The organism is Clostridium sp. HGF2 (genome assembly GCF_964240115.1).
Taxonomy (GTDB): Bacteria; Bacillota_I; Bacilli_A; order Erysipelotrichales; family Erysipelotrichaceae; genus Clostridium_AQ; species Clostridium_AQ innocuum.
In genome coordinates, this window is record NZ_CAXSSO010000001.1 from 520,510 (window position 1) to 537,963 (window position 17,454).

At 46.2% G+C, this 17,454-nt stretch carries 13 protein-coding genes and 1 pseudogene; 6 read left to right on the plus strand and 8 right to left on the minus strand.

Annotated features, from left to right (window positions below):
- Nucleotides 1-172: 172 nt before the first annotated feature.
- A pseudogene (locus tag ACESPQ_RS02450) lies at nucleotides 173-373 on the plus strand (manganese catalase family protein); the annotation flags it as partial.
- Nucleotides 374-530: 157 nt separating this feature from the next.
- Here ACESPQ_RS02450 and ACESPQ_RS02455 read toward each other — a convergent pair.
- Entirely contained in the window at nucleotides 531-899 is a 369-nt protein-coding gene (locus tag ACESPQ_RS02455; protein ID WP_002605898.1) for a PH domain-containing protein, read from the minus strand.
- Between the two features lie 749 nt (nucleotides 900-1,648).
- Here ACESPQ_RS02455 and ACESPQ_RS02460 point away from each other — a divergent pair.
- From ACESPQ_RS02460 to ACESPQ_RS02470, 3 genes are all read left to right on the plus strand, one after another.
- Nucleotides 1,649-2,449, plus strand: coding sequence for a MerR family transcriptional regulator (locus tag ACESPQ_RS02460; RefSeq protein ID WP_109769755.1), 801 nt, complete (start codon nucleotides 1,649-1,651; stop codon nucleotides 2,447-2,449).
- 106 nt (nucleotides 2,450-2,555) lie between these two features.
- Nucleotides 2,556-3,656, plus strand: a complete 1,101-nt coding sequence (locus tag ACESPQ_RS02465; RefSeq protein ID WP_373143877.1) for a helix-turn-helix domain-containing protein — start codon at nucleotides 2,556-2,558, stop codon at nucleotides 3,654-3,656.
- 217 nt (nucleotides 3,657-3,873) lie between these two features.
- Nucleotides 3,874-6,498 carry a calcium-translocating P-type ATPase, PMCA-type gene (locus ACESPQ_RS02470; RefSeq protein WP_373143879.1) on the plus strand — a complete coding sequence of 875 codons (2,625 nt, stop codon included), beginning with the start codon at nucleotides 3,874-3,876 and terminating at the stop codon, nucleotides 6,496-6,498.
- Nucleotides 6,499-6,761: 263 nt separating this feature from the next.
- On the opposite strand, the gene ACESPQ_RS02475 is transcribed toward ACESPQ_RS02470, so the two are convergent.
- Together ACESPQ_RS02475 and pta are read right to left on the minus strand one after the other, a co-directional pair.
- Nucleotides 6,762-7,313, minus strand: a complete 552-nt coding sequence (locus ACESPQ_RS02475) for a GNAT family N-acetyltransferase (RefSeq protein ID WP_002605894.1) — start codon at nucleotides 7,311-7,313, stop codon at nucleotides 6,762-6,764.
- A complete protein-coding gene (gene pta, locus ACESPQ_RS02480; RefSeq protein ID WP_109769752.1) occupies nucleotides 7,285-8,295 on the minus strand; it encodes a phosphate acetyltransferase in 1,011 nt (336 codons plus the stop codon). Before pta ends, ACESPQ_RS02475 begins: the two co-directional genes overlap by 29 nt.
- Before the next feature lie 108 nt (nucleotides 8,296-8,403).
- Here pta and ACESPQ_RS02485 point away from each other — a divergent pair, with 108 nt between their 5' ends.
- Both ACESPQ_RS02485 and ACESPQ_RS02490 read left to right on the plus strand, forming a co-directional pair.
- Entirely contained in the window at nucleotides 8,404-8,604 is a 201-nt protein-coding gene (locus tag ACESPQ_RS02485; RefSeq protein ID WP_002605892.1) for a DUF378 domain-containing protein, read from the plus strand.
- Between the two features lie 341 nt (nucleotides 8,605-8,945).
- Nucleotides 8,946-9,677, plus strand: coding sequence for a class I SAM-dependent methyltransferase (locus ACESPQ_RS02490; RefSeq protein WP_002605891.1), 732 nt, complete (start codon nucleotides 8,946-8,948; stop codon nucleotides 9,675-9,677).
- A gap of 424 nt (nucleotides 9,678-10,101) precedes the next feature.
- On the opposite strand, the gene ACESPQ_RS02495 is transcribed toward ACESPQ_RS02490, so the two are convergent.
- The 5 genes from ACESPQ_RS02495 to ACESPQ_RS02515 form a co-directional block, all read right to left on the minus strand.
- Complete coding sequence (locus tag ACESPQ_RS02495) at nucleotides 10,102-11,442, minus strand: MATE family efflux transporter (RefSeq protein ID WP_065532510.1); 1,341 nt, start codon at nucleotides 11,440-11,442, stop codon at nucleotides 10,102-10,104.
- Nucleotides 11,443-11,523: 81 nt separating this feature from the next.
- Nucleotides 11,524-12,321 (minus strand): MerR family transcriptional regulator, encoded by a 798-nt coding sequence (locus tag ACESPQ_RS02500; protein WP_373143881.1) that lies wholly within the window; start codon nucleotides 12,319-12,321, stop codon nucleotides 11,524-11,526.
- A 13-nt stretch (nucleotides 12,322-12,334) separates the two neighbouring features.
- The gene (locus ACESPQ_RS02505; protein WP_373143885.1) at nucleotides 12,335-13,507 is read right to left on the minus strand and encodes an FRG domain-containing protein; all 1,173 of its coding nucleotides are present in this window, start codon (nucleotides 13,505-13,507) and stop codon (nucleotides 12,335-12,337) included.
- Nucleotides 13,508-13,797: 290 nt separating this feature from the next.
- Nucleotides 13,798-15,531, minus strand: coding sequence for a [FeFe] hydrogenase, group A (locus ACESPQ_RS02510; RefSeq protein WP_109769750.1), 1,734 nt, complete (start codon nucleotides 15,529-15,531; stop codon nucleotides 13,798-13,800).
- Entirely contained in the window at nucleotides 15,525-17,357 is a 1,833-nt protein-coding gene (locus ACESPQ_RS02515) for an NAD(P)-binding protein (protein ID WP_002605886.1), read from the minus strand. Before ACESPQ_RS02515 ends, ACESPQ_RS02510 begins: the two co-directional genes overlap by 7 nt.
- Nucleotides 17,358-17,454: the final 97 nt, after the last annotated feature.

Here is a 17,454-nt window from a genome sequence, read left to right on the forward strand (position 1 = left end):
TAGACGCTCATTTCTGAACGTCCGGTCTATCGAAACTATGGAATTTTTTGCAGGATAGTTTGCTTTATCTTCTATATAATATACTTTTTGTCCTTATGCAATCGCAGCTAGGGAAAGCCTGTACCACGAAAAACAACGTGTTTATAAGGCTTTTCGCCTATGTTGTTCTTATGAGGTTGCAGCAGAACAGAAAGCACGGACAACCTATGAAAATCTGATACGGGCTGCCAGTGACCCCGATGTCATTGCCCCCCTGCGTTTTTTAAGAGAACGTGAAATCGTACACTTCCAGAGGTTTGGAGAAGCACTTGCCTATGTTCAGAGTCAGCTGGATACGGAAAACTATTATCAGTGCAACCCTGCCTTTGACTGATACCAGCGGATGGTCTTCCATCCGTTACATACGATAAAGCCTTTACCTGCCCGATTTCTTTAAACATAGGAACACAGCATGATAAAAAAGATATCGTCATATAAACGATATCAAAGCTTTGGTATATTTTCATGCTAACATAAGATATAAGTAAGAACTAATCCAGTATCGCGTTTCCCAATATGGTATCAAATTCACGGATGTTACACTTTTTATCCACATTGATTTTGAAATGTCCGGCTTTTGTCCACAGCTCCAGCTCGGCATCGATATCAAACAATTTCCCTGCATTCTCTGTAGACCACATGTCAATAGAACGATAAGGAATGGAATAAATCTCGATTTTCTTTCCGGTAAGACCCTGTCTGTCAAAAATAATGATTCTTTTGTTCGTCAGTGCTGACATATCTCGATTTGTCTTATAGCACTGCAGAATCTCTTCGCCAGGTACCAGAACAGACAGCATCTCCTGTGCCGGCTCCGCTTTTTCAATGAATGACCATATTCTTCTAAATTCCTCTGCCATAGTTTTTTCCTCCTAGTATTTCTCATTTTGCATGATCCGCTTATGCAATCGCTCTATTTAGCATTGTATGATGACATGCTGTACGACAGAACATCTTTCTGATCGGCATACATGCTTTATCCTAACTGCTACAGGCAATCGATTTCCTGCCTTCTGCTGTACACATGCTCTATGCTGTTTTTCTTTATGATCTCTGCACTTTGATTATAACATGTTTCGTTTTCATATTATATATAAAACATGAAATATACAAAATAAATCTTGCAGAATAACATATCGTAATCAAAATATAGAAATATATGGAAATTTTAACAGCATCCTTATGACGGCGTGCGTATATATGGTCTTTTGATTTCTATTCATTCTGATGAACAGCCTCTGCTTTGCATATCCTTTGCTTATATTTTACAAAGATTTTTGCCCTCCTTCCAAGGAATGTGTACGTATCCAATGCAATATAAAACAGCTGTCAGATACATGGCCATCCGGAATAGCAGATTTATCTATCATAGAACCCGGTTAAAACTGTGCTGAATATATGGTTACATCCACATGGTACCTTTGGCATTCACGCATCATCTGAATTCATATATGCGATTTCATCAACAGCCGTTAAAGCAGCCAAAGACAGGAAAAATCGGATTCTATAAAAGTGGTATGGCTAAATTGAGACAGACATTCTCGTATTCTTAAAATCCCTGTTTACAAATTCCTTTTGTATAGTATAATACAAAGGGCGGGGTGATGATATGCAATATAAAATCGGAAAGATTGCAAAAATCATGGGGGTGACACCGGAGGCGATTCGGCACTATGAACGACTGGGGCTGATTGTACCCTTCAAAGATCCGGAAACGAATTATCGCTATTATACAAGTGAACAGATTGATCAGCTGCTATATATTCAGCGGTTTTCTCATATGGGAATTTCGCTATCCAATATACGTGAAAATATTCTTCGCGGCAATGTACAGACGCATCGTGAAATGGTACAGCAGAAGCGCAATGATTATGTGCAGGAGATACAGCGGCTGCAGCAGAAGCTGATGAACCTGGACCACTATATCAGCATATTGAAAATGACGGCCTATTGTCTGTACAACTGCATTTATATCCAAAGACCGGGTATCTTCTTTATCTCACAGGAGGACTGTTTGAACATCAAGGAGGATGCGCAGGATTCCATCCAATTTAATCTGTTTCAGAAAAATGCGGATTTGTTTTTCCAATGTGCCCTTATCTCAAAGGAAGAAGACGATGACCGTAAAGGGATCAGCGGATTTGGCATTTATGAAGATTGCGCTGCTGAAATTGGAGTGAGTGAGGAATTCGGCTTCTCATATCTACCGGGGTGTGCTGTGGTAATCTATGCGTTTGAGCATAATGACAAGCGTTCAGCTTTAACCCGTGAGCGCATCCGCACCTTTTTTCAAAGAGAACACCTCATTCAGAAAGGTCCTGTCTTCCAGCGGCTTGTATATCGAACCTTTGAAGACCATAAGGATGCGAATCTTGTTGAAATGCTCATGATTCCTTATATTTATCAATAGAAGGAGTCTTTTTTCTATTATCAGATTCTTACGATTCTTTCGGTTTTCTTGACTTTCTTCTTCCGTGTCGGGGATAATACTAGCATAAGATAGGAAGTGAAACCATATGTCTGGTAAAAATATTAAAAAGCTGCGCATGGAATATGAAATCAGCGTGCAGCGGCTTGCTGCATATATGCGTATAGAGCAGGAGGAGTTACTCGATTGGGAGGCAGGCATCCGTGTTCCGGATGAGGAACAGCTGGAGCGACTTGCCCAGCTTTTTCAGGTTGACAGCAGCGAGCTGATTGATGCGAAGGAGCGATCAGTCATGAAAAAGCAGAGGGAGTCAAAGCCTTCTGATCAAAAGAATAAGAAACAGAAGGCGAAAAAAGGCAAAACCAGAAAAAAGACCAAGCGGAAAACAAAGCATAGAACCGATCATAAAACAAAGAAGCAAACCGTTGTCAAAAAACGAAGGACATGGCCGCTGGCTCTGGTCCTGTTGTTGCTTGTGGCTGGTCTGGCGGCTGGAGGCGGATTCCTTTACTGGAAATACGGAAATGAGCTCTTTTCACAGAAGCAGGAATACCGTATGGAGGATATGGCCGGTACCTTTACGGACGAAAATGCTCATAACGGTGCTGCATCTGCAATTGTACTCAGGAGCGATGGTTCCTTTGTTTTCACACAAAACAGCTGTGAGGGAATGCAGGATGTGAGTGGAACGTGGAGCATTTCGGATCACAGCATCAAAGCAACCAGTACACAGGGGACCTATACCTTTGCAATTCGAAGCAGCAATCAGCTGAAGTATGAGGGACAAACGATTAACTGTGGTCCGTATAATAAGGACATCTTTACCCGTGGCGGTGCCAACGTGCAGACTCCGCAACAGGAAGAAAAGCCGCAGAAGCAGGAGGACATCGCTGGAACGTATAGTGGAAATCACAGTACACTTGTTATATCCGATGTAACAGATACCACCTTTTCCTATACTCTGACGAGTCTGAATCCGGAGAATGCGCAGCAGGTTGCCACTATTTCCGGCACTGCGCAGCGAAACGGTGATACAGCATCATTCAGCTTTTCGGATGACGGATACGGAACACAGGGAAATGGAAGCTTTACCTTTCAGGATGCACAGGTGGTATTTTCCATACAGAAAACACAGACAGATCCACAGGCTGTGTGGGGAATCTTCGAGGAGGGGACGCTGTTTCGCTAGACAATTTCATGACTTTGTCCGAATTGCAAAAAGGGGCTGTTTACAGAAGGGTCTGTATGCTTTACAATACAGGTAGAGATAACCATGAAAAATAAATGCAGAAAGGAATCGCGATTTACGGATGTCTGCATCGTATGAAGTCACAGGCTGGCTGAATAAACGTACAATTCCTATACAGCACAGCTGTATAGGAGTTTTTTTCAATGGAGGCGGTACTATGGAAGCTTATCAGAGAACAGTGGAAGAAGCATTACAGGAACAGCACAGCAGCATGCATGGATTGAGTGAAGCACAGGCACAGGAACGAAGCAGCGTATTTGGTCTGAATAAATTACAGGAAGAAAAAAAAGCATCCCTTTTGAAACGGCTGGCCAGGCAGCTTTCCGATCCGATGATCATCGTACTGCTTGGGGCTGCGCTCATTTCCGGAATCACCTCCGCATATGCACATGAATCCTATGCGGATACCTTTATCATCCTGTTTGTCGTCATGGTAAATGCGATGCTCGGCTTGTATCAGGAGGGAAAAGCGGAGGCGGCGATAGAAGCTTTAAAGCACATGAATGCGCCTGCCTGCAAGGTCGTGCGAAATGGTGAGATACGGGTTACTGCAAGTGAAGACCTTGTTCCCGGGGATGTAATCGTACTGGAGGCTGGAGATGCTGTACCGGCAGATGGCAGGATTCTGGAATGTGCCAGCCTGAAGGTGGAGGAGTCTGCCCTGAGTGGTGAATCCCTTCCGGTGGAAAAGCAAACAGAGGCTTTGCAGGAAGACAATCCACCGCTGGGTGATCGCAGAAATATGGTCTATATGGGAAGCAGTGTGGTATATGGCAGAGGACGTGCAGTGATCACTGCAACCGGTATGCATACAGAAATGGGAAAGATTGCAGATGCGATTCTGGTAAGCAGAGAGGAAGCAACACCTCTGCAGCAGAAGCTGAACCGGCTTTCCAAACTGCTGAGTCTTCTGGTTTTGGCAATCTGTGCTTTTATGTTTCTGTTTGAGCTGTTACGTAATGGTGATTTGCGTGCGGAATCTTTATTGGATACCTTCATGCTGGCTGTTTCCCTTGCTGTTGCGGCTATTCCGGAGGGCCTTGCCGCGGTAGTAACGGTGCAGCTTGCAATCGGTGTGACGCGCATGGCAAAGCGCAATGCAGTCATACGACAGCTGACCGCTGTGGAAACACTGGGCTGTACACAGGTGATCTGTTCGGATAAAACCGGTACCCTGACACAGAACCGTATGCAGGTGGTGGAGCATTTCGGTGATGATGAGCGTCTGCTTGCACTGGCAATGAGCCTGTGCAATGATACGCAGGTACATGCGGATGGAACCATGCAGGGAGAGCCTACAGAGGTTGCGCTGAGCGCATATGGGGAAACGCTGTTTCATATCAATGAGGAAATGCAGAAGTATCCGCGTATTCATGAATTTCCGTTTGATTCCCAGCGCAAGATGATGACCACGATGCACAGGCAGTCTGACGGTGTTGTTCTGCAATTCACCAAAGGAGCGACGGATGTTGTTTTACAGCGCTGTACGGGCATTTGGCGCAATCAGAAAATAGAACCGATGCGGGAAGATGATCGCGAAGAGCTGAACCGGATGAATAAACGCATGGCAGATCGTGCTTTGCGTGTACTATGTGCTGCCTGCAAATGGAATGAGCATATCGAAACAGATATGGAAACAGCAGAGTCCAATCTGGTATTTCTCGGTCTGTGCGGCATGATGGATCCGGTACGTGAGGAGGTAAAGCCGGCGATCGCCCAGTGCCGTAAGGCTGGCATCCGTCCGGTCATGATTACCGGTGATCACATTGATACTGCGGTGGCAATTGCGAAATCGCTTACTATCATAACGGATACCTCACAGGCGATGAGTGGCAGTACACTGGATACGCTGTCACAGGAGGAGCTGACTGCCCGCATTGATCAGACATTTGTATATGCCCGTGTAAAGCCGGAGCATAAGGTACGTATTGTGGATGCATGGAAATCCAGGGGATATGTTGTTGCGATGAGCGGAGATGGTGTTAACGATGCTCCCGCCATCAAGCGTGCAAATATCGGTGTCGGTATGGGAATCACAGGAACTGATGTTACAAAGAATGTGGCAGATATGGTGCTTGCGGATGATAATTTTGCGACGATCGTGTCGGCAGTTCAGGAAGGGCGTAGGATTTATGATAATATCCGTAAGGCCATTCAGTTTCTGCTATCCAGCAATATTAGTGAGGTGCTTTCCATATTCCTTGCCACGATGATGGGATTTACAATATTAAAGCCTGTGCATATTCTATGGGTCAATCTGCTGACGGATACCTTTCCTGCTCTCGCGCTGGGCATGGAGGAGGGGGATGAGGATCTGATGCGGCGGCCTCCGCGTCCTAGCAGTGAAGGGCTGTTTGCCAACGGCCTGCACATGCAAATCATATTTCAGGGCTGTGCTATTACACTGATTACCCTTTTTTCCTATATTGTCGGTCATTTTATGGAAGCCGGTGTCTGGGAAATCACACAGAGTGCAGACGGTATGACCATGGCATTTCTGACCATGTCGATGACAGAAATGTTTCACGCATTCAATATGCGTTCCCTGAAGCAGTCCGTTGTGCATATGAAAAAACAGAACCTGTATCTCATCGGTTCTGTCGTGTGTGCACTTTTCCTGACGATTGCGGTCATCTATATTCCTGTTTTATCCGAGCTGTTTGCGTTTGAACATATTTCCGTTGCGGAATTTGCTGTTGCGCTGCTCATGTCTGTCTCCATCATTCCAATCGTGGAAATTGAAAAATGGATACACAGAGCTTTACAGCGAAAGCACGGATAAGCCGGAATTCAAGAAAAGCGTCCTGTGCAAAAGGTGTTTATCAATCATTCAGCAGCTTTGTAGCTCAGTATTACATGCATAAGCATTGAGGTAAAGCGTTACAGCCTGATGAGGAATGGGAATTCATAGGGATTCCTTCAGCTATCGCATAAATTTTACATGATTTGATAAAGGCATAGAAAAGAAGGTATTCGCATTAGAACAGTGGATGGAAACAGTTCCACTGCATATTGCGGATACCTTTTATCAATTCCAGTGATTGTTTACGCGATTTGTTTCCATTCCTCCTCCAATATGGACATCAGGATATCATCGGCATATACACCGTTATCCCAAATGGCATCCCGCAGAATGCCCTCCACGCGGAACCCTGCTTTCTCATAGGCTTTTTTGGCCCGTATATTGAATGAGAACACATCCAGTGAAAGTCTGTGCAGCTTTCGCTCGCAAAAGGCGAAATCTCTTGTTGTTTGAATCGCCCAGCTGCCGATTCCCTTTCCGCAGTTTTTGCTTTTAAAAATACAGATTCTGAAATTTGCAGAACGTGCCTGCTCATCAATTTCATTGATTACGCTCTCACCGATCAGGCTGCCCTGCGGATCAAATATCAGAAAATCATATCGTGTGGAATCGTTGAGACAATTCACAAAATATGCATCCACTTCCTCTTTGCTGTAGTGCATTTTACTGCCGGTCATACGTGCAACCTCGCTGTCACATTCTGTGAATCCGGCTAAATAATATGCGTCTTTATCCTCAATCCGCGATGAGCGCATGGTATACCCCTTAAATTCCCAAATCGATGCTGTCTGCATTTCCATGTCTCCTCATCTTGATTCCTGCTTCCTTCTGCATGGCGGTAATGATTGCCATTTTATAAATCTCTTCTGTTGTTGCGCTGCGTGAAAGATCATTCATCGGCAGCCGTACACCCTGCAGAATCGGACCAAGTGCTTCAAATCCACCCAGATTGGCGACCAGCTTATATCCGATGTTGCCTGCATTCAAGTCCGGAAAGATCAAAACATTGGCATTACCTCCGACTGTGGAATCCACTGCCTTCAGCTCAGCTACCCGTCTGGACAATGCACAATCCACCTGCAGCTCGCCATCCACATCATAATCCAGCGGCATGCGCTGTAATCGCTGTGCGGCTTCACGTACAGTATCAACATCTGTTCCGCTCCCGCTTCCATGTGTGGAATAGGAAAGCAGGGCTACCTTTGGCTCCAGCTGAAAGGTCTTTGCACTCTCCGCTGCCTGCAATGCGATTTCCACCAGCTCATCCGTGTTGGGATTTCGGTTTAAAGAGCAATCTGCGAAAATATAATGCTCATCCCTTCTGCTCATAAGAAAACAGCTGGAGACGATGGTATGCGGCATGCGTGTTTTAATCAGCTGCATAATCGGACGTAGGGTATCGGCAGTAGAATTGGCAGAACCACCGAGCAGTCCGTCGGCATATCCCAGCTCAACATACATCGTACAGAAATACGTATCCTTTTTCAGCCATTCCCGGCATGTTTGTTCATCTGTTTTTCCCTTACGCAGCTCCAGCATGCGGCGAATCATGTCCTCACGCTGTGTAAACCGCTTTGGATCTACAATCTGAATTCCGGTGAGAGAAAGACCATATGCCTCTGCCTGCTCATATAGCTGCCGGGTATCTCCATACAACAGCGGAGTGAGAATCTGTTCGTTATAAAGCCGTATCGCTGCCTCCATCATTCGTCTGTCTCTGCCCTCTGTAAACAATATTCGAACGGAGCTGTCCTTTACACATAGCGGGATATTCATAAATAACACTCCTCTCTTTTTATTATAACATCTCTTCTGTCTTTCGTCGAAAAGATCACGGTATAAACCACAGGAAAATGTCCAGACTAAATAGCAAGGAGGATGTATATGAAAGTCATAAATTATATCGTTTTGATTATCAGTATTATCGGCTGTGTCAACTGGGGTCTGATTGGACTCTTTGATTTCAACCTGGTAGATATGCTGTTTGGTACCGGATCGATTCTTTCCAGAGCTGTTTATATTCTGGTAGGTATCTGTGGTATTTATCAGCTTTCCTTCTTCTCCAGTCTGAACAACGAGAGATAGGAAAGAATACGGCTTTCTGCAGTCTGCAGAAGGCTTTTTCTTTTTGCGCTGTGATTCATTGATAAAGCTGCAAATAGATGCTGTGCTATGAGCAGTGTAATGCTTCTGATTTATGAGAATTTGGCTGGTGCCTGCGGCCCTTTTGTCTTTTCTCTTATGGAAATACAGCGTTTACAGGATGGCAGGATTTGATGCCGTATGCTATACTTAATACAGAAATATATGGTTTCAGGAAGGAGTGTTGTCCTGTGAGAAAAGGCATCCTTGGACAAAAGATTGCATAGACCCATGTGAATTCCAATCAGATAAGCAATGCATAATTCGCATGGGAGGACATGAATATGAAAGAAAATAAATATGACGACGATGTATTTTTCAATAAATATAAGGAAATGAACCGTTCTGTTCAGGGACTGGAGGGAGCCGGTGAATGGTCACAGCTGAAACAACTGCTTCCGGATTTTGAAGGAAAACGCGTTCTTGATCTTGGATGCGGCTATGGCTGGCACTGTATATATGCTGCACAGCAGAAAGCTGCATCCGTGCATGGTGTGGATATTTCAAAAAAAATGCTGGCAGTTGCAGAAGAAAAAAGCAGAGATTACGCTATCACCTATCAATGCAGCGCAATGGAGGATCTGCAATTCCCCAAGGCATCCTTTGATGTGGTTATCAGCTCTCTGGCATTTCATTATGTAAAGGATTTTAAACAGCTTGCAGCCGCTATTTCCACATGGCTGACACCGAAAGGAAGCTTTGTCTTCTCGGTTGAGCATCCGGTTTTCACAGCCTATGGTACGCAGGACTGGTATTATGCTGAGAATGGGGAAATCCTGCATTTTCCTGTGGATAATTATTATTACGAAGGAAAGCGGGAGGCGAACTTTCTGGGGGAAAGAGTGGTTAAATACCATCGTACGCTAACCACCTATCTCGATACACTGCTGTGCAATGGCTTTGAGCTTCAGCACATCATAGAGCCGCAGCCTCCGGAGCATATGCTGGATATTGAAGGCATGCGGGATGAAATGCGCAGACCGATGATGCTGCTCATAGCTGCGATCAAGCGTTAATCGTAATATGGAGACAATTATTTTATAAAAGAAAAAGCCGATATACACAGCTGAATTCTTCCCTAATAAGGGAAGCTGCTAAACCTGAGAAAATCGAGTAAAGAAATAAGGGAAAACCTGAAAAAATGAGGAAAGTAATAAAGCTTCAGCATCATGTTATTTTCAGGGCGTTTGCAAAAAGAGAATTCAAACTTATCTATGAAAGATAATAGCGCTGAATTCTCCTTTTTTGATTTTCCCCATGAGTAAGAACCGCATTGGAATTTACTTCTTCTATTTTATTTGTGTATTGCATGTCGTAATACGAGTTAGATACAACAGCGTCATACCGTGCTTTATTACATTGTGCTGCATCTTAATAATTGTATTACAGAAAGCACGCAAATATAGCATTCCGTCGTCTGTAATTCTGGGGTCGTTCGCGTTAACACAGCGTCTGTTCCTGTGTCTGCGGCAGTGCGGCAGGTGCGTGCAGGGGATTTTTCATAAACAGGGCGATTCCGCAAAGAATCAGCTGTGCTGCAGGGTAGGCCATCCAGATTCCGTTCAGCTGAAACAGGAAGGATAAAGCAAACAAACTTAAGGGTAATAGTAAGCAGGGCTCCATGTAGACCAGAAAAGTGGAATTTCGTGTTTTTTCTGTCGCATAAAAAATGGCTGATGTAACTCTGGTAATACCGAGAAAGGGAAAAGACAGCGTAGTGATCAAAATAGCAGTCTTCGCTCCTTCAAAGATGGCATCGCTGATTCCAAACAGAGCGGTCAGCGGATTCAGGAAGAGGACTACCGCTATGCAGAGAATCAGAGAAACCGCAATCGTTACAAAAAAGGCTTTTCGATACAGAATATGAATCTTATCCTCCTTTTTGGCACCGTAATAAAAGCTGATCAAAGGCTGTACACCGTCGCCGATTCCCTGAAGCAGCAGCTGTGCACTGCACAGTACATAGGAAACCACCGAATAAATGGTAACCGCTGCATCACCGCCATAACGCAGACACATCCAGTTGGTTAATACGATAACAAGAGAAGGTGCCATTGTCTGTCCGAAGGGGGAAAGTCCGATGCGGACGATGGATTGCACAAGCGGTACGTCCGGCACAATATCCTTTCGGGAATAGCTTTTAAGTTCTCTGGCATACATATAGAGCAGCGTAAGGACAGCGACGACACCCTGTGCAGTGATGGTTGCCCAAGCCGCACCTGCCAGTCCCATATGAAAACGGAAGACAAATAAATAATCGAGGATGATATTCGTCATCAGTCCGCTGCTCATGATTGCCGTTGCCAGAAAGGTTTTCCCGTAATTGCGCAGCAGTGGATTCAATCCGTTGCCAAGAACAGGGAGCAGTCCCCCCATAAGTACAACTATGATATAGGAGCGGGCCTGTGCATACATGGCTCCCTTCGCTCCCAGCATACGCAGCAGCATCGGGTGCAGTGCAAGCAGTCCTACAGACAAAATGATTCCACAGACAAGCAGCAGTGCCAGTGTCGATCCCATGGCATGGCGTGCCTTGTCCTCTTTTCCATCACCACGGCTGCGGGACATGACAACAGATCCTCCAATCCCCAGTCCGATTGCTGTAGCATTTAATATTACCTGTATCGGATAAGCGAGGTTGATAGCCCCCAGAGCAGTATCCCCCACTGCATTCCCTACAAACAACCCATCCACAATCGCATAGAAGCCGCTTAACAGCATTGTGAACATGGAAGGAAGCACATAGTTCCAGAACTGCTTGTGTATATAATCTTTTTTCATTTTGACTTCACCTCCGTGCGGATGTAAGTATAAACCCTGAAGCAGCTCCAAGGTCAAGAAAAAATAATAAAAAATGAGGATTTACTCCTCACATATGGGAATATACAGCTCTGCATAATAATTCTGATCATCCTGATAGCTGGTAAGCGGTATCTCCCGCAGATACAGGGTATCCTGCAGGGTTAGCTTCTGCTTTGCGGCAAAGGTGAGCAGCGGTGCAATATCCTCAGGGTGAATCTGACTGTGAAGCATGTGAATCACAAGGAACACACAGGGCTGCTTATGCGCCTTTATCAGCTGTGCCTGCGGATAGTCCATGTGCAGTTCCTCCATGATATCCTGTTCCAGTGCAATGATGGTTTTTCTCGGCTGTATGTCACAGTTGTCGATATGATAGGTTTTAAACAGGGAGCAGAAGACAAACTGATCCTGTGTCAGATGGGCAATCTGCTGAGTGAAAAAATCACTTGTTTTTTCACTTTCAAACAGAATCACAGAAGCCGGAAAGGCTTTGATACTGCAGATGTTCTGATTGGATTCCACTCTTTGATACGTCTCGGATATGCAGGTGAGCTTTTTCAGAAGCTGCTGCTCATACCGTATTTTTTCTTCCGTTTCCTGTTTCTTTTTCAACAGCAGCTCATACATATTTTCCCTGCTTCTGCTGGTGCAGATGGATTGAATATCCTGTAAGGATATATCCAGATGCCGGTAATATATGATATCCAGCAGCTCCAGAATATTGTCCAGATCATATTCCCGATATTGATTGTCCGGATTCACAGAAGGGTGTACCAGACCCTTTTTTTCATAAAAGCGTATTGTGTCACTGCTTAATCCAAGTAGCTTTGCTATCTGTGAAATTTTATAGGTTTCCATAACTTCTCCAATTCTACCGAGTGCTATGCATGATATCCCATGCAGCTTCCTGCAGATTTCCATACAGGTCTTTATGTGACATATGTACCAGCTTCAATTCCTCCAGCAGCTGTTTCTTCCTTTTGATATAAAAAATCATCTGTTTTCCCTGCTGGTGCAGCAGCTTATTACGCAGGACACTCTGCAGCTCCTCGTCATCACTGGCATAGTTTCCACATAGGAAGAACAAGCCGTTTTGGCGCTGTATGCGAATGTTATCCATGGCTGCCTGCACAAGCAAAACCTGTCGTAGGTCACGCTGCTTTATATAGGGCTGAAAGGCCGGTAATTCCCGCTGAATTTCATGCAGGAGCATTGCGGCACTCACGCTTCCGGAAAATGCTTCTGCGTCTTCATCACGTAATGCTTTTCGGACATCCTCTTTCAAAAAGCCCAGACTGGAAAGCATACAGATCTTATCACTGTCCGGAAACAACGGGGCTTCCCTGCTCTCAAATACGAGAACCTGTCCGGTATCCCTTGTGGCATCCTCACAGGCGAAAAACAGTGCCACAAGAGGATTGGTTGTCAGGTCGAGCAAACGGGTGCACACCTGATAGTGCTGCATTTTCACCAGCTTTTCAAAATGGCTTCTGCTGTTATAAAAATCCATCGGATATTCAATCAGCGTCTGCTTATAGATGGCATCCTCCCGCACCGCCATGTCAGGACTGCGAAACAGGGAGGGAGTCATCTTATAATTCATATTCTGATGTCCGCGGAAATAGAAGGAAACATGCGCCCTACGATACTGTAGGATGATTTCCATATATTGCGGAAGGGAGGTGATTTCTACTAGCTGCACAGCATCCTTCTCATATAGAATAGCATCCTTAACCGCTATGTCTTTTTCATACCCTGCCTGTCTCAACAGCTCCAGCAGCAGCAGATGGCGTTTCTCCATCACCGCCGCGTGCTTTAAGGTGTAGTGCAGCAGTGTCTGATCGGATATCTCGGTAAGATATTGCAGCTGTGAAGCAGGGGTGTCCGCAACCAGAACATCTGCGCGGGTGATGCTTCTGCTGATATAGCGGTAGTCATAATATCCGTTGCTGCGCAGTGAGTATAGAATAACATTATGAAATGCAGTGCGAAAGCGAGGAAGCTTATAGAGCGTTGCTGCTTGCTTTTGAAGAACTTCTGTCATGGTATCATCTCCGTTTTGTTACCTTTATTATACGTAAGGTTTGGGGAAAATGAAAGAAGTATGCGTGGTTTTGCATAGGATGATGGATTACTTCAATGAGGCTTCCTCTATGACCACCTGCAATTGACCTACTGGCAGGGCAGCTTTCTCTGTACGAAGGTACGTGTATGAAATGGAAAGGCACAGAATCATCCACTGGATTCCATGCCTTTATACGTTGCTTTGTCTGCTGTTATAAGAGAACTTCACAATGAGAGGCTGTATTCTCTTTCTGCTTGGACAGCTGTTTTTTAATGTTCTGTATGCGGCATCTGCCAGGCTTCATGATCGGTATGCAGCAGCTTCTCCGCAAGCTCTGAAAGCGGCTTTCCTAGATATTCATCATACAAAGCATGAATGGAGGGATTTTCATGCGAATAGCGAAGCTTGGCGTTGCGATCCAGATGATACAGCGTATCGGCACGCTCAGCCGCAAGCTCCTCCCCGTCATGGATCGGCTGTCCGCCTCCGCCGCTGCAGCCGCCCGGACAAGCCATAACCTCGATGAAATCATAGGCTACTTCCTTCCTGCGCATGGCCTCGATGAGTCTGCGGGTATTTCCGAGTCCGCTGACGATAGCACATCGTACCGGGATTCCCTGTATTTCAAATGTGGATTCCTTCCAGCCATCCATACCGCGGACATCCGCAAATGCATCCGCATCTGCATTTTCATCGGTCACAAAATAATAGGCACTGCGCAGGGCAGCTTCCATGACACCGCCGGTAGCTCCGAAAATCACACCGGCTCCACTGGCCGTTCCAAGCGGGTCATCCAGTGGATGATCCTGCAGATAGCCGACATCGATATGCTCGGCATGGATCATACGGACTACCTCACGGGTTGTCAAAACGACATCCACATCACGGTAACCGGAATCATTCATGACCGGAATATCAATTTCATGCTTCTTTGCAACACATGGCATGACAGAAATATTATAAATGCTCGATGGATCAACACCAAGCTTTTCCGCAAACCATGTTTTCGTAACAGCACCAAACATCTGATGCGGTGATTTTGATGTGGATAAATGGGAAACCATATCCGGATACTGCGATTTCAGAAAACGTACCCAACCCGGACAGCAGGAGGTGAACATCGGCATTTCCTGCTCCTTATTATGGTGCAGTCGTTCCAGAAATTCACTGGCCTCCTCCATGATGGTAAGATCCGCTGCAAAATCCGTATCGAAAACATAATCAGCACCCATTCTGCGAAAGGCATCTCCCAGCTTTTCAATCGTTGCCTCTTCCCGACGCAGCCCGAGCGATTCCCCCCACGCGGCACGGACAGCCGGAGCAATCTGCACAATGGTAATTTTATCCGGATCGTTAAATGCCGCAAAGGCACGCTCGCTGTCTTCGCGCACATGCAGGGCATTCACCGGACAATGTGTGATACACTGTCCGCATAAGCTGCATTCCGCCTCTTCAATACTGCGGTTCAGGGATACATTCACTGTTGTACGGGAGCCGGTATTCTGCACATCCCATACCTGCAGGTTCTGTACCTTGTCGCATATCTGAATACAGCGCATGCACTTGATGCATTTGTTGCTTTCCCGAATCAAAGGAAAGCTTTGATTCCATGGGGTATACATCACCTTTTTTTCATATGGAAGGGAAGTGATACCCAGGTCGTTGCTTATCTTCTGTAGTGAACAATTTCCGCTTCGTGAACAGTAGGCGCATTCGCAGTCATGCTGAGAAAGCAGAAGCTCCACATTACATCTGCGTGCATAGCGTACCTTTGGGGAATTGGTATAAATGACCATCCCCTCCTGGACTACGGTGTTGCATGCGGTGACCAGCTTATCCTTACCCTGAAGCTCTACTACGCAGACACGGCATGCGCCAATTTCATTGATATCCCTGAGATAACAAAGATGAGGAATTTCGATATGTGCCTCTTTTGCGGCTTCTAGAATTGTCAGCTGCTCATCGACGGCAATCTGCTGATGATCAATCGTTATCGTTACCATTTTGTCGTTCTTCCTCCTTTGAATACACCGAAGCCGTAATGGTCGCAGCGCAGGCATCGTCCGCATTCCTGCTGTGCCTCCTCACTGCTCATACCATATTCAATCGGCTCAAAATCAGCATTTCGTATGGTGGTCTGTCGCTCCTTCAGCTGTATACGGCCGCATTTTGGACGATCTGCATAATTCGCCGCAGGAATGATCACATCGCATTCAATCGCATGATGATAGCCGAGATACTCATCAATATTGGCAGCCGCGACCTTACCTGCCGCAATGGCACGGATCACGGTAGCCGGACCGGTTACACAGTCTCCCCCGGCAAATATGCCTTCCATGTTTTCCACACCGGAATGATCCAGCGCGTCGATAGCACCATGGCGGATTGGGACACCCTCTTCCGCAAAATGCTGAGATTCTATACCCTGACCGATGGCCACAACGACGATATCACAGGGTATCCGTTTTTCCTCTGTATCCGCCTGCTTCGGTGAAGGACGTCCTTTGCGATAGGAAGAAATCATCTGCGGCTGTACCCATAAAGCCGCGACCTTCTGTTCCTCATCCAGTTCAATGCGCGTTGGTGCCTGTAAAGGCAATAGCTCACAGCCCTCCGCGAGTGCACCCTCAACCTCCTGCGGCAGGGCAGTCATATCCTCCTGTCGTCTGCGATAGGCGATTCCCACATAGGCTGCACCAAGCCGCTTACTGCTTCTGGCAACATCCATGGCAACATTTCCGCCACCGATGACGAGCACGCGTTTTCCCTTGAAGTCCGGCATGATGTCATCACCGATTTTCCGCAGCATCGTAACCGCTGAAATGACATTTTCTCCATCCTCTCCCGGAATACCCACTTTTTTATCTGTCTGTGCACCGATGGCGAGATAAACAGCATCAAATTCCTTATCCAGATCACACATGGCGATATCCTTACCGATATCCACACCGGTATGAATTTCCACACCTGCGGCTTTTATTACTTCGATTTCCTCATCCAGGCGTGCTCTGGGCAGCCGGTAGTTGGGGATTCCATAGCGCAGCATGCCTCCCAGGGATTTTCGTTTTTCATAAACTACTGTCTGATGCCCCATTCGCTGCAGATAATATGCAGCGCTTAAACCACCGGGTCCTCCACCGACAATGGCGATCCGCTTTCCGGTGGATTTTGCACAGGGCTCTGGCGGCACATAGCCGGCATGATCGACAGCATAGCGCTTGATACCGCGGATATTGATGGAATCATCCAGCATGTTTCTCCTGCATCGCGCTTCACACGGATGCTCACAGATATAGGCACAGACGGCAGGGAAGGGATTATCCTTCCGTATCAGTCGGACAGCATCGGCATTTCTTCCTTCCTTCACCAATGCGATATAGCCGGGAATATCCACACCGGCCGGACACATGGAAACACAGGGAACCGGCTGATTGAGACTGGCCGTACAGCGTCCGTGCAGGATATGCTCCTCATAATCATCCCGAAATCCCTGCACACCCTTCAGCACCATGTCGGCAGCCTCCTGTCCGATTGCACAGTCCGCACTCCATGAGATATTCTGTGCAGTCTTTTCAATCAGATCGATAGTGGAAAGCTCCGCTCTTCCCTCCAGTACATCCTCCAGCAGCATCTGCAGCTGTGCCAGACCGACACGGCAGGGTACGCATTTCCCGCATGTCTGTGCATGACACAGCTTCAGAAAAGCACTTGCCATATCAACCGGACAAAGGCCCGGCGGACTGGCGATGATTCTTCGTTCCAGATCCTTGTAGAGATCTTCTATGACCCGCTGCGCATTGGTAGCGGTCATAATCGTTAATCTGCTCATAGCATTCCTCCATAACTTGTTAACGGTTACATCTCCTTCAGTATAAAACAAAACGGGAACTTTTCCAACTGCTTTTGAAAGAATTCCCGTTTCTATG